Annotated in this window: 12 protein-coding genes; 9 read left to right on the top strand and 3 right to left on the bottom strand. The window is 64.9% G+C overall.

Annotated features, from left to right (window positions below; all coding sequences use genetic code 11):
- Positions 1–264: 264 nt before the first annotated feature.
- On the bottom strand, positions 265–570 hold the full coding sequence (locus tag DWV00_RS06485; RefSeq protein ID WP_115532862.1) for a hypothetical protein: 306 nt from the start codon (positions 568–570) through the stop codon (positions 265–267).
- Positions 571–855: 285 nt separating this feature from the next.
- Positions 856–1,455: a TMEM175 family protein gene (locus DWV00_RS06480; protein WP_115532696.1), complete on the bottom strand. Its 600-nt coding sequence runs from the start codon at positions 1,453–1,455 to the stop codon at positions 856–858.
- Positions 1,456–1,688: 233 nt separating this feature from the next.
- On the opposite strand from DWV00_RS06480, the gene DWV00_RS06475 reads away from it, so the two are divergent.
- The 9 genes from DWV00_RS06475 (at position 1,689) to DWV00_RS06430 (ending at position 13,564) form a co-directional block, all read left to right on the top strand.
- Positions 1,689–2,405 carry an MgtC/SapB family protein gene (locus DWV00_RS06475; RefSeq protein WP_115532695.1) on the top strand — a complete coding sequence of 239 codons (717 nt, stop codon included), beginning with the start codon at positions 1,689–1,691 and terminating at the stop codon, positions 2,403–2,405.
- A gap of 4 nt (positions 2,406–2,409) precedes the next feature.
- Positions 2,410–3,657: an NRAMP family divalent metal transporter gene (locus DWV00_RS06470; protein WP_245964741.1), complete on the top strand. Its 1,248-nt coding sequence runs from the start codon at positions 2,410–2,412 to the stop codon at positions 3,655–3,657.
- A gap of 581 nt (positions 3,658–4,238) precedes the next feature.
- Positions 4,239–5,660, top strand: coding sequence for a coproporphyrinogen-III oxidase family protein (locus DWV00_RS06465; protein ID WP_115532694.1), 1,422 nt, complete (start codon positions 4,239–4,241; stop codon positions 5,658–5,660).
- 8 nt (positions 5,661–5,668) lie between these two features.
- Complete coding sequence (locus tag DWV00_RS06460) at positions 5,669–6,904, top strand: MFS transporter (RefSeq protein ID WP_115532693.1); 1,236 nt, start codon at positions 5,669–5,671, stop codon at positions 6,902–6,904.
- A complete protein-coding gene (gene speD, locus DWV00_RS06455) occupies positions 6,897–7,268 on the top strand; it encodes an adenosylmethionine decarboxylase (protein ID WP_147297847.1) in 372 nt (123 codons plus the stop codon). The genes DWV00_RS06460 and speD overlap by 8 nt, the downstream gene beginning before the upstream one ends.
- 229 nt (positions 7,269–7,497) lie before the next feature.
- Positions 7,498–9,051: a methyl-accepting chemotaxis protein gene (locus DWV00_RS06450; protein ID WP_115532691.1), complete on the top strand. Its 1,554-nt coding sequence runs from the start codon at positions 7,498–7,500 to the stop codon at positions 9,049–9,051.
- A gap of 178 nt (positions 9,052–9,229) precedes the next feature.
- Positions 9,230–10,537, top strand: coding sequence for a solute carrier family 23 protein (locus tag DWV00_RS06445; protein ID WP_115532690.1), 1,308 nt, complete (start codon positions 9,230–9,232; stop codon positions 10,535–10,537).
- 300 nt (positions 10,538–10,837) lie between these two features.
- Positions 10,838–12,112 (top strand): EAL domain-containing protein, encoded by a 1,275-nt coding sequence (locus DWV00_RS06440; RefSeq protein WP_115532689.1) that lies wholly within the window; start codon positions 10,838–10,840, stop codon positions 12,110–12,112.
- Positions 12,113–12,358: 246 nt separating this feature from the next.
- Positions 12,359–13,564, top strand: coding sequence for a branched-chain amino acid ABC transporter substrate-binding protein (locus DWV00_RS06430; protein ID WP_115532687.1), 1,206 nt, complete (start codon positions 12,359–12,361; stop codon positions 13,562–13,564).
- Positions 13,565–13,645: 81 nt separating this feature from the next.
- Here DWV00_RS06430 and DWV00_RS06425 read toward each other — a convergent pair whose 3' ends face one another.
- Complete coding sequence (locus DWV00_RS06425) at positions 13,646–17,251, bottom strand: indolepyruvate ferredoxin oxidoreductase family protein (protein WP_115532686.1); 3,606 nt, start codon at positions 17,249–17,251, stop codon at positions 13,646–13,648.
- Between the last annotated feature and the right edge of the window lie 125 nt (positions 17,252–17,376).

The raw sequence follows: 17,376 nt of genomic DNA, 5'->3' as shown, positions 1-17,376 counted from the left end.
CAATCTGGTTGTCGGCGGCGCGCGGCAAAAGCTAAGGGCTCGTTACATCTTTCGCGATGCGGAAAAACCAGGGTTGAATTCGAGTGCGCCCAGGTCTAGGCGAGTTGCGGATGCAAACGGTGGAACGTTGGGGAGGCGCGAGAACGCGCGGAGGGAGTGGGCCAGCCTGTTGATATGCCGACGATATATCGACCGGGAACGGGGCGCGAACGAAGCTCGCTTGCGCGGCTTCGTGCCGGCCCGTTCCCCGCGGGGAGCGACGCGCTACTTGGCCGCGTCGGCCTCGCATTTCTTCATGAACGACGTTTTGGCCGCGCCTGCGAGGGCCTTGCCGTTCGAACCGACGGCCTTGGTTTCGCAACCGGACTTGGCCGCTTTCATCGCGTTTGCCTGACATTTCTTCATGAACGACGTCTTCGCGGCGCCGGCGAGCGGCTTGCTGTTCTTGCCCATCGCTTGAGCTTCGCAGCTCGACCCCGATGCCGCCGCGGTGGTCGCCGAAGCTTGGGCGTGCGCCACGCCCACTGCAAACATGCCCGCGATCGCAGCCAAGACAAATTTGTTCAACATGACCATCCCTCCTGAAGTGGCGTGAAGCGGAACGCTTCTCCCCGTTAACGGTGCCGGAACGCGATGGTTGACGGCGGCCGAGAAGATTCTGCGAACGATCGGCGGATCGGCACAAAGCAGGCCACAACGCCGGTACAAAGCTGGTACAAACCCGTACGAGCTAGCTGATTCGCATCGATCGGACAATCTTGCCGGGCTACCGAAACGCTGCTGTCATCACAGCGTCGCATCACCTCAAGGGCCAATCTCGGCTGCCATGCGCCGAGGGCTGCGCAGACAGGGCGGTTAGTCCTCGTCGTCCGCATCGCGCGCCTCGACGAGACGTTCGACGCGACGATCGGGGATCAGCCACAGCAATGCCGTCCCCGCGAGAAAGGCGAGGCCGATGCTCGGATAGCCGATCCACGCGGAAGCGATACCGAGCAGATACAGGATCGGCGAGGCTTTGCTCTTCATCCCCTTGCCGATCGCCCGGGCGAGAAGGCTGTCGGGGCCGTGATGGCGGACGAGCCCCGTCTGCAGGACGGCCCATGCCAGTGCGCAGGCGAGCAGATTGACGCCGTAGAGCACCGTCGGCCATCGAGCAAAATGGTTCTCGCCCATCCACCCCGTGCTGAACGGCAACAGCGACAGCCAGAACAGCAAATGCAGGTTCCACCAGAGAATCGTCCCGTTCACGCGCCGCGTGGCCTGCAGCATGTGATGGTGATTGTTCCAATAGATGCCGACGTAGATGAAGCTGAGCACGTAGCTCAGCATGATCGGCCAGAGCTGCAGCAGCGCACTCAAATCCTCGCCGTGCGGCACTTTGAGCTCGAGCACCATGATCGTGATGATGACGGCCATCACGCCGTCGCTGAATGCTTCCAGTCGGTTCTTTTCCATCGTTTGGTTATCGTTGGTCGGTGCATGGGGCGAGCACATTCTCGCGCCGATCGTCGGTTCCGCGCAAAGGCAGGCGCCAAGGCCATCGCGCGGCCGGACATGATCGCTTCTGTCTTATGAGTCGCATACAATGGCGCGGCCCTACCTCTCGTTGCCGGTGAAGCTCTCGCGTTGTGCGCAACCGCGCCGGGCATAGCGATGCCCCGTGCACGGACCATTTCGACGTCATGCTTATGAGTTCAGATTTCGTTTGGCGGCTGTTGGCCGCATTCGCCTGTGGCGTGGCCATTGGGCTCGAACGGCAGATTCGCCAGCGCACGGCGGGTTTGCGCACGATTACGCTCGTGGCCTGCGGCGCCGCGCTGTTCGTGACGCTCGGCACGTTGATCGGCAACGGCGGCAACGGCGGCGACGGCGTGACACGGATCGCGTCCTATGTCGTCTCGGGTGTCGGCTTTCTCGGCGGCGGCGTCATCATGCGCGACAAAGGCTCCATCCAGGGCATCAATACGGCTGCGACGCTCTGGTGCTCGGCTGCCGTCGGCGTACTGTGCGGATCGGGCTACTACGTGCCTGCACTAGCCGGAACCGTCCTCGTGCTCGTTACTAACACGGTGTTGCGCGACGTCAGCCGGATGATCAACTCGACGCCCGTTTCGGCCGCCGATCTCGTGCGCCAATACGTGATTACGGTCGTGTGCCGGGAAGAAGACGAAATCCACGTGCGCTCCATTCTCGCCAATCCTATGTCGTCGGCGCCGCTGTCGTTTCAAAGCCTCATGAGCCGCGACGTGCCCGACCAGCCGCAGCGTATCGAAGTGACGGCGACGCTGCGTTTGCATCCGAAGGACCAATCGAAGCTCGAACACGTGGCGGGCCGCCTGAGCATGGAAAAGGGCGTATCGAGCGTCAGTTGGGCGGGGCTCGACACCGAGCCGACGCTCGAGTGAGCGGGTGACCGCTTTGTCGTCGCTCGCGGCCAACCTCCGAAAGACCTGCCGCGCGTTCGCGGGATGGGGCCCCGGCTTGCTGGTCATGCTGGCCGACTGCGATGCCGGCAACGTTGTGGCCGCGGCGCAAAGCGGTGCGCAATGGGGCATTCGTCTGCTGCCGCTGCTGCTCGTGCTGGCCGTCCCGCTCTATATGGTGCAGGCGCTCTGCGTGCGGCTCGGCGTCGTGAGCGGCCGCGGATACGGCGCGCTTGTGCGCGAACGGTTGGGTCGCGGGTGGGCCGCGATCGCGGCCGCGGCGCTCTTCGTCGCGGTGATGAGTTCGCTCGTGACCGAGTTCACGGGCATCGCCGGCATCGGCGAGATGTACGGCGTCTCCCGGGCGGCCTCGCTCTCGCTTGCCGGCGCGTTCCTATTGGCGGTCGTGTCGACGGGATCGCATAAGCGCGTCGACCGCGTCGCGATGTTCATCGGCCTCTTCGAACTCGCCTTCTTCATCGTCGCTTGGCACGCTCGGCCCGATTGGCCGATGCTCGCCCGGCAGTTGGGCGACGTGCCGATCCGCCATCCGCAGTTCGTCTATCTCGCCGCGGCATTGATCGGCGCGGCGTTCAATCCGTGGATGATCTTCTATCAGCAAGCCGCGATCGCCGACGAACGTCGCTCGCTGTCCGACTATCGCTCCGCGCGCGTCGAAACGGCGGTCGGTGCGGTGCTGACGCAAGCGCTGACGGGTGCGGTGCTCGTCGCGGCGGCCGCCACGCTGTCTCGACATGGCGCTTCGTCAGGACTGCGGAGCGTCGGGGAGATCGCCAGCGCGTTCTTCGGCGTAGCGGGCGAGGAGGCGGGCAGGCTCATCTTCAGCGTGGGGGTGCTCGGGGCCTCGCTGGTGGCCGCGATCGTCTGTTCGCTCGCGCTCGCATGGGGCTTGAGCGAAGTGTCGGGTCATCGTGGCTCGCTCGAATCACGTCCCGCGCGCGCGCCGTGGTTTTACGGCGTCTATGCCGCGGCCGTCTTGGCCAGTGCCTGCCTCGTCTGGCTCGAGCCCGATCTCGTGTCGGTCAACGTGGCCGCGCAGGTCGTCAACGCGCTGCTGCTGCCCTTCGTGGTCGGCCCGTTGATCGTGCTCGGCATCGTGGCGTTGCCGGCGGCCCATCGGTTGCGTGGAGCATATCGATGGGTCGTCTGTGCGGCCGCCGCCGCCGTATGCGCTGCCGGCGTCGTCGGTGCCGTCACCGGTTGGCTCGGTTAGCCTAAGCCTTTAGCCCGCTCGGGCGTCGCGCTTACCCCACAGGGGCCTTCGCAAATGGACCGGGGTGCGATGAAGGCAACCGTCTATCAGGACGCGAAGCCGTGTCGCGCATGATCGCCCATCTTCAAGGCAGCATCGGCGTCGAATTACATCGGTGAGTAAAGTTACTCAATGATGGAATTCGCCCCCCTCTACCATCGCACTTTCCCCCCGCAACTATCAGCCTCGACGGGTTCGCCGGCCCGGCTCTCTTTGTTAAATTAGCTCGAACAAGATAAACGTTGCCCAGGCGAGGAGGTCCGGCGGCGATGCTACGCCGCGACTTCCTCACACAGCATCCCCTGTTTTCGCGGCGGCAACGCGCCGCCGTCCCACCGAATGTTGGCGCGATTGCCGGCATCCCGCAGGAGGTGTCCTGCATCTCATTTATTTAGGAGTACGAAATGGAAGAGGTCTCACGCTACTTCGAAGCACCGGCAGTGGCCCCGATGCCCGTGAAGATGGGCGGCTGGTAACCCACCCGCAGGTTTCGGGATAGACAAGAAGAAGGGGGAATCTCCCCCTTCGAATCGGAGAAACGCATGCAGCTGCTGTCAGGGAAGTCGCTCGTCAAATTCGATCGGCAGTTTCCGATCTACAACTTCTTCTTTCCGAGCCAGGGCAAGGCGCGCGCGCAGGCCACCGTCGCGGAAGTTTGGGAGGAGGCGGCGCGTCACATCCGATCGCGCGCACTGTATTTTCATATTCCGTTCTGCGACACGATCTGCAACTTCTGTCCGTTCACGCGGGGGCGCTATTCGAGCCGAGCCGTCATCGACGAATACGTTTCGATGCTGCTCGCGGAAATTCGTCTGAAGGCGGACCTCGTCGATTTGAAGCAAGTGCCGATCTCGGCGATCTTTTTCGGCGGAGGCACGCCGAGCCTGCTCGATCCCGAGCAAATTGCTTCGATCGGTCAGGCGATTCGCCAGGCGTTCGATCTGTCGCGCCTGCGCGAATTCTCGTTCGAAGTCGAAGTGAAGAGCCTGACGCCCGAACGCGCCGACGCGATGCGCGAGATCGGCGTGACGCATCCCCGCTTCGGCTTGCAGACCTTCTCGCCGAAATGGCGCGAGACGTTCGATCTCACCGCGTCGCTCGATCAAATCTATGACGCCGCCTCGTTGCTCAAGCGCTGCTTTTCCTTTCAGACGTTCGACATTCTGTACGGCATGAGCGGGCAGGACGAAGAGGAGCTGATGGCCGATTTGCAGGCGGCCGCCGCACTGGGCACCACGAACGTCGACATCTATCCGATCGACAACATCGTTACCCAGGTCGGGCTGCATGCGAAGCTCGCGCAAGCCGGCGCGATGCCGACTTCGGCGATGCGCAAATTCGGCATGAACGTGCTGATCGACCAAACGATGCGCCACGCCGGCTTCATGCCGCATAACGGTCATGGCTACTTTCGGATCGGAGAGAGCGAAAGCACGAGCGGCGATGTCGTTAGCGACGCTTATTCGTTCGCCTATCACGAGCACGTATATGGCTATCACGATCATGACCTCATGGGCTTCGGCATCAATGCGATCAGCTCGACGATCGGCCATGTCATGACGCAAACGCACAGCAAGAAGGTTTATCGGGAGGCGATCTCTCAAGGCCGCATCCCTTGCGAGATCAGCATGCACGAGCCCGCGCTCGATTACGCGCGGCCCCTCGTGCTGCGCTTGCCCTATCACGGCCGCATCGACAAGCGGCGCGTGCGATGGGACGCCGTGCATCCCGAGGTATTGGAGAAGCTCGAGCGCTTGAAGCAAGAGGCGCTCGTCGCCGAAGACGCCGAGTCGCTGTCGCTAACCAAGCTCGGCTGGTACTGGTACGTGAATCTGATGGTTTTCCTGATGCCGCACGCCGATCAGCTGTTGATGAACGCTATGGTGATCGACAAGCTGAAAGACCCCGGACGCCGCTTCTCGACGCGAGAGCTCCTGTTCCCGATCGTGCCCGTGCCGGCGTAGGAGCCACGATGCTTGCGATGCTGCGCAAGGAGCGCCGTCTTTCCGTCTTGTTGACCGGCAATCTGTTGTCGCAGATCGGCGACGGCGTCCACGAGTTCGTCTTCATCGTCACGGTCTTGCATGCCACGCATGCGAACGTGGCGCTGTCCGGTGCCATCTATTTCTTTCGATTCATTCCTTACGTCGTGCTCGGTCCGCTCGGCGGCGCGCTGTCCGACCGCTGGCCGCGCCGCTCGCTGATGATTCACGCCGATCTCGCGCGGATGGCGATCACCGTTGCGTTTTGTCTGCTGCTTTCGAGCGGGCGTGTCGGTATGACGGCGCTCGCGCTCATCGGCATGTCGATGACGGCGTTTCGCACGGTGTTCCAACCGGCCTTTCAAGGCACGATTCCCGCGCTCGTGCGCGCCGAGCATCTGCCGGCGGCCAACGGCGCGACGCAAATGGCGGCGGAGTTGGGCGGCCTAGTGGGGCCGGCGCTCGGCGGTACGCTGCTCTATGCGGTTGCGGCCCCGGGCTACGTCCTGGCTATCGATGCGGCGACTTACCTCGTGTCGGCGCTTTGCATTCGTCATGCGATCGCGGTACCGGCCCTCGCCGAAAGCAAAAGCGAACACGCCACGCCCACGCGCTCGACGACGCTGTGCGGGCTCTATCGCGAATTCGGCGCGAACTTCAAAGCCGCGCTCGTTCGGCGAGACCTGTTCGTGAGCATCGGCTACTCGGCGTTGTGCATTCTGTTCGTCGGCGCGGCGCTGCGCGTGCTCATTCCGACGATGCTCAAGGGGGCGGGCTTCGCGGACAGCATGATCGGCTACGCAATGAGCTTCCTCGCGCTCGGCGCGGTGATCGGCGCGCTGCTGTGCGGCAGCATTTCGCGCGATTTCAGCACGCCGAGCCTAATGAGCTATTGGCGCTGCTACGGCTTCACGCTCGCACTGCTGCCGCTCTGCGCGATCAGCGCCCCGGTGACGCTTGCCGGATGTTTCGCGCTCGGCGCCATCGGCGCGTTCGTCGACGTGGTCTTGCCGACGAACATCCAGCGCTTGTCGACGGAGGCGAATGTCGGCAAGAACTTCAGCCTGTTTTCTACGCTGGCCAATACGAGCGAGGCAATGTCCGGCGCGTTCGCGGGCGCCCTGAGCGTGGTCGCGCCCGTCGGGATCGGCATTTCCGTGATCGGCATCGCCGTCGTTGCCGTCGGCTGCGTGGGCGCCGCGCGAGCGGCGATCCGCCATGACTGATTCCCTCCATCTCGCCTATGGGCGGCATGTGCTCGCCGATATCGCCGACACGAGTGCCGACGTGCTGAACGACGGCGAGGCGCTCGCGCGGGCCTTGACCGAGGCGGCGCTGGCCGAAGGCACGACGGTGCTCGGCACGATTCGCCATGCGTTCGAGCCGGCCGGCGTGACGGTGCTGCTGCTGCTCGCCGAGTCGCACGTCTCGCTGCATACCTACCCCGGCGAGGGGCGCGCATTCTTCGACGCGTTCACCTGCGGCGTGCGCTGCGAGCCGATCAATATCTTTCGGCGGTTCGTCGACGCGAGTTCGGTCGGCAGCTATCGGATCATTCACTGCGAACGCGGCGACGCGGGTAAACGCTAATGGAACGGCGGCCGCGCTGGAACGCGCAGGTCGTCATACGCAAAACCTTTCACCTTGTGGCGTTTAAATTCAGACGACCATCGGGTTTGACCCTAAGCATACGCCGCTGATTATTTGCGGAATATGCGTATAAAAGTCTTCGGCGTCCTGCCGTAATCATGAAAGGGTGCGTCGGGCATGCGTCAGATCGCCACCGCGCACTTTTTCGGAAATTGGTAAGGACCCCAAAATGAATCGACTCGACAGCATGACGGTGCTGAGCAAGCTCTTGCTGGCGTTCGCCGTCGTTATCGGCCTCGGCATGGTCGTCGGCGGCGTGGGCGTATGGGGGCTCGCGACGATGCACGGCATCGCGGCCGACCTCGGCACCTCGCAGATGGACGGCCTGTACGCCATCGAAGAAGCGAACAAGTATCGGCTCGACGCCGACCTCTCCGGCGCAAACCTCGGATTCTCCGCCGATGCGGCCGCGAAGCAGAAACTGCAGCAGCGGATGACCGACGCGCTCTCCAACATCCACGAGGATCTCGATCGCTTCGGCGCGACGCTCAAGGACGAGCACGGGCAGGCTGTCCTGGCGGACGTCCGCACGAAAGAGCAGGCTTGGGACAAGTACATCCAGTATCAAACGGGCGCCATGCCGATGCCCGCCGGCATGGACGATCACGCCATGGTGCAGGGCGTGATCGCGGCCAGCGACGAATTGCGCGCTTCGCTCGAAACGGCGATCACCTATAAGCACCAGATCGCGACCGATAGCGTGGCCGATGCGACGGCGCATTTCGAGTCGATGCGCGCGATCATTTTCGGGTTCATGGCCGCATCGCTCGTCGCGGGCGCCGCGCTCGCCTGGCTCATCGCCCGGCGGCTGTCGCGCCAGCTCGGCGGCGAGCCCGGCTATGCCGCGCATATTGCAAGCTGCGTCGCCGCCGGCGATCTTTCGGTGCGCATCGAAACGCGCGCGGGCGACCGTACGAGCCTGTTGTGGACGTTGAAGGATATGCGCGACCGGCTGGCCGAGATCGTGGCTCGCATCGGCAGCTCGAGCGTGGCGATTGCCGGTGCATCGGATCAACTGGCGCGCGGCAATGCCGATTTGTCCGAGCGCACCGAGCAAGCAGCCGCTTCGCTCGAAGAGACCGCGTCCAGCATGGAGGAGCTCAGCTCCACCGTGCGGCACAACGCCGACAACGCGCGCCAAGCCAGCACGCTGGCCGGTGCGGCTTCCGAAATCGCGACGAAGAGCGGCAACCTCGTGGGCGAAGTCGTCGATACGATGCGCGAACTGGCGAGCGGCTCGAAGCGTATGACCGACATCATCGCGACGATCGAGGGCATCGCGTTCCAGACGAATATCCTGGCCTTGAACGCGGCCGTGGAAGCGGCTCGTGCCGGCGAGCAAGGGCGAGGTTTCGCCGTTGTGGCCGGCGAGGTGCGTTCGCTCGCGCAGCGAAGCGCCGTCTCGGCCAAGGAGATCAAGACGCTGATAGAAGCGTCGACGGCCAGTGTCGACAGCGGCGCCGATCTGGCCGAGCGCGCCGGTTCGACGATGACCGAAGTCGTGCAGGCCGTGCGGCGCGTGACCGATATCATGGGCGAAATCTCGGCCGCGTCGGGCGAGCAGAGCAAGGGCATCGAGCAGGTCACCATCGCCGTGTCGCAAATGGATCGCACGGTCCAGCAAAATGCGGCGCTCGTCGAGGAAGCGGCCGCGGCCGCCGGCTCGATGTCGAGCCAAGCCGGGGAGCTGAAGTCGGCCGTCGCCGTCTTTCACCTGGGGTAGCCACTCCGCCCTGGGCGTAACAGGCATAAGCGTGACAAGCCCAGGCCTAACGGCCGCGGCGCTTGTCACCGGTTATTGCCGTCCTTAAACTCGCGCGTGATTCCGATGCGCCGTCGCAACGAGACGGCGCCTTCCCGGTACTCACCTCTATAAACACGCGAGAAGGAGCCCAACGAGCATGGCCGAATCCTATTTTCCGCGCTGGCGCCTTGCGCCGCGCGCCGCCGAGGGCCGCGTCGTCGCGCCCGACGAGCGCCTGCCTTGGCCGCAGACGCTCGCCATGGGCGTGCAGCACGTTGTCGCGATGTTCGGCTCGACCGTGCTTGCCCCGCTGCTCATGGGCTTCGACCCGAACCTGTGCATCTTCATGTCGGGCATCGGGACGCTGCTGTTCTTCGTGCTCGTCGGCGGCCGCGTGCCCAGCTACCTCGGCTCGAGCTTCTCGTTCATCGGTCTCATCATCGCGGTGACGGGCTATGCCGGACACGGCGCCAACGCCAACATTCCCGTCGCGCTCGGCGGCATCATCGCCTGCGGCGTCGTCTACGCGATCATCGGCCTCATCGTCGGCGCCGTCGGCACGAAGTGGATCGAAGCGCTCATGCCGCCCGCCGTCACGGGCTCGATCGTCGCCGTGATCGGCTTGAATCTGGCGCCCATCGCCGTCAAGGGCGTGAGCGGATCGACGTTCGATTCGTGGATGGCCGTCGTGACGGTGCTCTGCGTCGGCGTCGTCGCCGTCTTCACGCGCGGCATGGTGCAGCGTCTGCTCATTCTCGTGGGGCTCGTGGCCGCTTATGCGATCTACGCCGTCGTCACGAACGGCTTGGGCCTGGGCAAGCCGATCGATTTTTCGGTCGTGGCCCATGCCGCCTGGTTCGGCCTGCCGCACTTCTCGGCGCCCGTCTTCGATCCGCATGCGATGCTGCTGCTCGCACCCGTTTCCGTGATCCTCGTCGCCGAGAACCTCGGCCACATCAAGGCGGTTAGCGCCATGACGGGGCAGAACCTCGACCGCTACATCGGCCGCGCCTTCGTCGGCGATGGCCTCGCGACGATCGTCTCCGGTTTCGCCGGCGGCACGGGCGTAACGACCTACGCCGAGAACATCGGCGTGATGGCCGTCACGAAAATCTATTCGACCGTCGTGTTCGTCATGGCCGCCGTGATCGCGCTGATCCTCGGCTTCTCGCCGAAATTCGGCGCGGTGATCGAAACGATTCCCGGCCCTGTCCTCGGTGGGGTGTCGATCGTCGTGTTCGGGCTCATCGCCGTGACGGGGGCGCGTATTTGGGTCGTCAACAAGGTCGACTTCTCCGATAACCGCAACCTCATCGTCGCCGCCGTCACGCTCGTGGTCGGGGCCGGCAATTTCTCGCTGCAGATCGGCGGCTTCGCACTCGGCGGCATCGGTACCGCGACGTTCGGCGCGATCCTGCTCTATGCGCTGCTGCGCGGCGAAGCGCGGCGAGGGACCGTGGTTTGACCTGAGCGCGTGCGCGCGGTGGGCTAAATTGCACCGCGGCGGTGCATGGGTCCGCCACCGCGCCGCACCGCCGCCCTGCGGCATCGTAGCGCGCATGCCGCGTCGAGCTCGCGGCGCGCACGCCTGCCGCACCGCGAGCCGTATCGCGGTTGCGCCGCCCCCGCATTGGGGGTGCGCGCGAGCATGGAGCTTGCTTTCGTCACGGCTACCACTACAGTGAGAAGATCCGAGGGAGCCGTCGATGACGCTTTTTGCCGTTCGTTCCGAGAACAGTTTCAGCCGCCGCGCGGGGAGGTCGCCATGGTGACGCCCGTGCGCGAGGACACCGCGGCCGGGCTCGCGCTCGAATCCGACATGACGTCGGGCCAGCAACGCTATGCGCTGCGCCATCGCGACCTCACGCTGACGAGCGTGTTTCAGCCTATCTTCAGCTTGGCCCACCTGCGCTCCGTGGGCTACGAGGGTTTGCTGCGCGCGCACGACATCTTCGATCGCCCGATTCCGCCGCTCGACGTGTTCGGCGAAGCCGCGCGCCAAGGCGAGCTGCACTATGTCGATCGTCTCGCGCAGTCCCTGCATCTGGAGAACTTCAAGACGCTGCATGCCGAGCGCGAATGGCTGTTCCTGAACGTACACACCGGTGCGTTGGCCGACTCGTATCATGCGGCGGCGTTTCGCGCGCACCTCGATCGGCTCCAGTTGCCGCCGCGGCGCATCGTGCTCGAGCTTCAAGCCGTGCGTGCCGACGAGTTCGACAAGCTCGCCGAGGAGGCCCGGCGTTTTCGCGAGCAAGGCTTTTTGATTGCGCTCGACGATTTCGGCGCGGGCGACTCGAATCTCGAACGGATCTGGCAGCTCGATCCCGATATCGTGAAGGTCGATCGCATGATGCTCTCGCAAGCGGCGCACCGCACGCCGGCCGCTGAGATCCTGCCGGGCTTCGTGTCGATGCTGCACGAAGCGGGCAAGCTCGTGCTCGTCGAGGGCATCGAGACGGAGCACGAAGCGCAGCTCGCGTTTTCGTGCGATGCGGACTTCGTCCAAGGCTTCTATTTCGGACGGCCGAGCCCCGCCGCGGCCGACGGCCCCTATGCCGGCGAGCGCATCTCGGCGCTGGCCGAGCGGCATCGCGCGCAAAGCGAAGCGCGCGAACGCTCGCGCACCGGCCGGCTCGCACCATATTTGCACGCGTTTGCCCGCGCGGGCGAGCGTCTAGCGCAAGGCGAGCCGCTTGAGGAGGTGTGCTGGAATTTCCTTGCGCTCGATCATGCGGCGCGTTGCTTCCTGCTCGACGAGCAAGGGCGGCAGGCGGGGCGTAACGTCGTGCTGCGCGCGGACCGTGCGGGGCAAGAAGCGCGCTTTTTGCCGGTAGCCGATGCACAGGGGGCGAATTGGATGCGCCGGCCTTATTTCAGCGCCGCCCTCGAGGCGCCCGACCGCATTCATGCGACGAAGCCTTACCTGTCGATCAACGAAGCGCTGCCTTGCGTGACGCTGTCGATGGCCGTGCGGATCGGCGAGCGGCTATGCGTGCTGTGCGGCGATATCGATTGGCTCGGCGAGGGCCGTCTCTAGCGTTTTCCCTACGAGAGCCCCCGGCGTTCTTGCCGGCGGCTTGATCTGTCCGCCTCGGCGCCTATCATCAGAATAGGCGCGACCGGCGCATCACCCGTTCGAGCGGCCGCGGCGCGCGTCTTGCTGTCGATTCGATATCCTTCGATACCGATATCTGCAATACGCGCGCCGCGACCGGGCCTCGACGCTCGCTGCACCGCAGGCCGAGACGCGCTCCCATTCATAACAAGCACAAGGAGCAAGAACATGATGGTTCGGCATCTACGCAGATCGCGCGTATTCGATCGTCTATGGCAAGCGTCGCTAGTCGGTACCGGCACGCTCGCGCTATCGATCGCGATCGTACCCAATGCCGCGTTTGCGCAAGAGACGATCAAGATCGGGGTGCCCGTGCCGCTGTCCGGCAGCTACTCGACCGCCGGCAACGACATCCTGAACGGCGCGAAGCTCGCCGCCGACGACATCAATGCGAAAGGCGGCGTGCTCGGCAAGAAGATCGAACTCGTGCAGGAAGACGACAAATGTGACGCGGATGCGGCGGCCGGTGCGGCGCAGGCGCTCGTCGACAAAGGCGTCGTGGCCGTGGCGGGCGGTTACTGCTCGAGCGCGGCGCTGCCCGAGATGCGCGTGTTTCACGGCGCCGGTCTCGCCTACGTGATGGATGCATCCACCAATCCGGGATTGACCGAGAAGGGCTGGGACGATGCGTTCCGCACCATTGGCCGCGACGACGAGCAAGGGCCGTTCGCGGCGAAGCTGATGAAGGACGTGCTGCACGCGAAATCGGTGGCCGTCATCAACGACAACACGACCTACTCGAAAGGCTTGGCCGACAATACCGTCGATGCGCTGAAGAAGGAGGGCGTCGACGTCGTCTATAACGATGCCGTGACGCCGGGGCAGATGGACTATGCCGATGTGGCCAAGAATGTCGCCGACCTCAAGCCCGACGTCGTCTACTACACGGGCTATTACCCCGAAGCTGCAGCGCTCGCGAAGGACGTCCGGCAACTGAAGCTGCCCGTCAAATACCTGATGGGCGGCGACGGCACGACCGATCCCACGCTGATTCGAACGGCCGGTTCGTCCGCTAAAGGCATGATCTGCACGACGGCACCGCTGCCGCAGTTCCTCACCAATGCCAAGGCGAAGCGTTTCGTCGCCGACTACAAGAAGGCGTATAACACCGGCCCCGGGCCGTACTCGATCTACGAGTATGACGCGGTGTCGGTGGTGGCGAAGGCGATCGCCGACGCGAAGTCGACGAAGCCGGCGGATATTGTCGCCGCCTTGCATAAGGTGTCGAATTTCGACGGCGCGACCGGCGACATCACGTTCAACGAGAAGGGCGACCGCGCCAATGCCGTCTATATGGCCGTCATCGCGGAAGGCGGAAATTTCAAGGCTTACCGGGAGCTTGGTCCGAACGGACACTGGGTATCGCCGAAGTAAAGCGGCTTGCGCGGGGGCGGGAGCGGGATGGGCGAGGCTGCTCGCTTGTCCCGTTCCCGCCCGCGTTCCGGCTTTTTCGGCTTACTTGGCAACCACGACTGGGATGCCGCGTAGCGAGCCGGCCCCCTTCATTTCGTCGAGCGCCTGCTGGACGGCTCGGCTCGTCGCCGCCTCGAGCGCGAGGCGTGCCGCGAGTTCGCGCTCGGTGCGCTTGACGCTAGCCAGGTTGCGCAGCTTCACGTGCCCGTAGCCGCGTACTTTGGCGTGCAGTGCGGCGAGCGTGGTCACGTCGTCGGCGTTGACTGCATCGAGCACCGCGAACGCGCGCTGCATCGTGGTTTCGTAGTCGTCGGCGAGCGCGCGCTCCATGCGGCGCTCGACGGTCCGGGCGAACGGATCGAGCGCCGTGCCGCGCAAGCCGCGCCACTTCGCAAGCTGCCCGAGCACGGGCCACATCCACTGGCCGAACGTCTTCTTGCTCGGCACTTGGCCCGCCTTGGCTTTCGCGAGCGTCGGCGGGGCGAGATTGAACTTCACGCGAAAGTCCTTGCCGGCCGTGCCTTCGAACTGCGCTTCCAGGGCTGCGCGGAAAGCGCCGTCGGTGTGCAGCCGTGCGACCTCGTACTCGTCCTTGACCGCGAGCAGCCGATAGAACGTGATCGCTACTTCACGCGCGATGTTCGCCGAAGGCACCCGCTGCTGTGCGGCGTGCGCCGCGGCAACGAGCGCCCGGTAGCGTTCGACATAGCGCGGGCCGCCGTAGGCGGCGAGACGCGCCTCGCGATCGGCGACGAGCGTGTCGAGATCGATGGCCGTATCGGCTTGCTCGCTCGCCGCCGCAGCGGCCGCGCGCGCGGCATGGCGCTCGGCCCACAGCGCGTCGAGCGCGGCCGGATCGCCGGCCGCGAGGCGGCCGACGGCGAACGCGAGCTTGTTCATCGGCACGGCGACGTTGTTCAGCTCGATCGCGCGCATGAGGGCGGCGTGCGAGACCGGTACCAGGCCCAGCTGCCAGGCGAAGCCGAGCATGAGGATGTTCGCGCCGATCGTGTCGCCCAGGAACTTGGCGGCCAGCGCTTGCGCATCGCAAGTCGACATGCGCTCGGCACCGGCGGCGTGCTGCATCTTGTCGATCAGCGCATCGGCGTGCAGGTTGGCATCCGGGTTGCCGACGAACGAAGCGTTCGGGATCGCATGCGTGTTGACGACGATGCGAGTGCGTCCGTGGCGCACCGTCTGCAGCGCGTCGGCGCCCGCGCCGACGACCATGTCGCAGGCCAGGAGCACGTCGGCCTGCTGCGTATCGATGCGCACCTGATTGAGCCATTCGTCGCGCGCGGCGAAGCGCACGAACGAGAGGACCGAGCCGCCTTTCTGCGCGAAGCCCATGAAGTCGAGCACCGAAGCGCTCTTGCCTTCGAGGTGAGCGGCCATGCTGATCAACGCGCCGACCGTCACGACACCCGTGCCGCCCACGCCCGTCACGAGAATGTCGTACGGCGCGGCATCCAATCCCGCTTGCGGGACGGCCAAGGCGTCGACGCGCCGCTCGAGCGCGGCTTCATCGAATGCCGCGCCGGCCGCTTTTTTGAGCTTGCCGCCCTCGATCGTGACGAAGCTCGGACAAAAGCCGTTCACGCACGAGAAATCCTTGTTGCACGATGATTGGTCGATCCGGCGCTTGCGTCCGAGCGGCGTTTCGATGGGTTCGACCGACAGGCAGTTCGACTGTACGCCGCAATCGCCGCAGCCTTCGCAGACTTCCTCATTGATGAAAAGACGCTTGTCCGGGTCGGGGAACTCGCCTTTCTTGCGCCGGCGGCGCTTTTCGGCGGCGCAAGTCTGATCGTAGATGAGCACGGTGACGCCGGCCGTTTCGCGCAGCTCGCGCTGCACGGTATCGAGTTCGCGCCGATGGTGGAACGTCGTGCCTTTCGGGAACTGGCCGTGATGGCCGTCGTACTTTTCGGGTTCGTCGGATACGACGATGAAGCGCGAAACGCCTTCGGCTTCGACCTGCCGTGCGATCTGCGGCACCGAGATGCTGCCGTCGACGGGTTGGCCGCCCGTCATGGCGACGGCGTCGTTGTAGAGAATCTTGTAGGTGATGTTCGTCTTCGCCGCGACCGCTTGGCGGATTGCGAGGATGCCCGAATGGAAGTAGGTGCCGTCGCCCAGGTTCTGGAAGACGTGGCGCGTCTTCGTGAACATCGAGTGCGACGCCCAGTCGACGCCTTCGCCGCCCATCTGAATGAGGCCGGTCGTGCCGCGATCCATCCACGACGCCATGAAGTGGCAGCCGATTCCGGCTTGGGCGATCGAGCCTTCGGGCACTTTCGTCGAGGTGTTGTGCGGGCAGCCCGAGCAGAAGTACGGCGTGCGGCGCACGGCGTCGGCCGCGTTCGAGAGGATCTGCGGCGCGACGAGATCGACGACGCGTTCACGCCGATCGAGCCCGCTCTTGTGGCGCGCGAGCCATTCGGCGAACACGGGCAGCACGCGCGAGGGGCGCAGTTCGCCGAGCGAGGACAGCAGCGGCCGGCCTTGGGCGTCGTGCTTGCCGACCACAGTGGGCCTATCCGCCGCGGCTCGGTTGTAGAGATGATCCTTGATCTGCTGCTCGATGACGGGCCCTTTTTCCTCGATGACGAGGACTTCCCTGAGACCTTCGACGAACGTGTCGAGACGGGTCATCTCCAAGGGAAACGACAGCCCGACCTTATAGATCCGCACGCCGGCCGCATCGAGATCGGCGACGGTGAGGTCGAGCCGCCGCAGCGCTTCCATCAGATCGAGGTGGGCCTTGCCGCAGGTGACGATGCCGACGTCGGCGCGGGGGCTCGCGGCGATCCACTTGTCGATGCTGTTGATGCGTGCGAACGCGCTTACGGCGTCGAGCTTCGCGTCGAGCCGGGCTTCGATCGTCAGGCTCGGCAGGTCGGGCCAGCGGTTGTGCAGGCCATCCGCGGGCGCCGAGAAATCGGCGGGCGCGGGCCAGTGCATCGTAAGCGCGTCGAGATCGACCGTGGAGCCAGATTCGACCGTTTCGGAGATGGCCTTGAAGCCGACCCACGCCCCCGAGAAGCGCGAGAGCGCGTAGCCGTAGGCGCCGAATTCGAGCATGTCGGCGATGTGCGACGGATTCACGATGGGCATGTGCCAGGCCATCATCGCGAAGTCGCTTTGATGGGGCATCGACGACGAGACGCAGCCGTGGTCGTCGCCGGCCACGACGAGCACGCCGCCGTGCGGCGACGAGCCGTACGCGTTGCCGTGCTTGAGGGCGTCGCCGGCGCGGTCGACGCCGGGCCCCTTGCCGTACCACATGGCGAACACGCCTTCGACGGTGCGTTCGGGATCGGCTTCGACGCGCTGCGTGCCGAGCACGGCCGTGCCGCCGAGTTCTTCGTTGATGGCGGGCAGAAAGCGCACGTCGGCCGCTTCGAGCAGCTTCTTCGCTTTCCACATTTGCTGATCGACCATGCCGAGCGGCGAGCCGCGGTAGCCGCTGACGAAGCCGGCGGTGTTCAAGCCCTGTGCGCGATCGAGTTCGCGTTGCTGGAGCATGATGCGCACGAGCGCCTGCGTGCCGGTGAGAAAGATCCGGCCGCGCGTGGCGGACAGGTTGTCGGTGAGCTTGTACTCGGATAGAGCGGGCGTGCCGTCGGTCGGCAGGCGGGCAGTCATGGTTTTGTCTCCTTCGATCCTTCTTTGCCCCTGCCGTGCCGGCGAGCGGCCGGTGATGGATGACGCGGGTCGCGCGTGGGGCTGTGAAGCGTCTATTCTTTCGCGGAGATGGGGGAGGATTTTTC

This window comes from Trinickia dinghuensis (assembly GCF_003367175.1).
Classification (GTDB): domain Bacteria; phylum Pseudomonadota; class Gammaproteobacteria; order Burkholderiales; family Burkholderiaceae; genus Trinickia; species Trinickia dinghuensis.
Note: the sequence above shows the minus strand (reverse complement) of the source record. Positions and strands in the feature narration are given on the sequence as shown.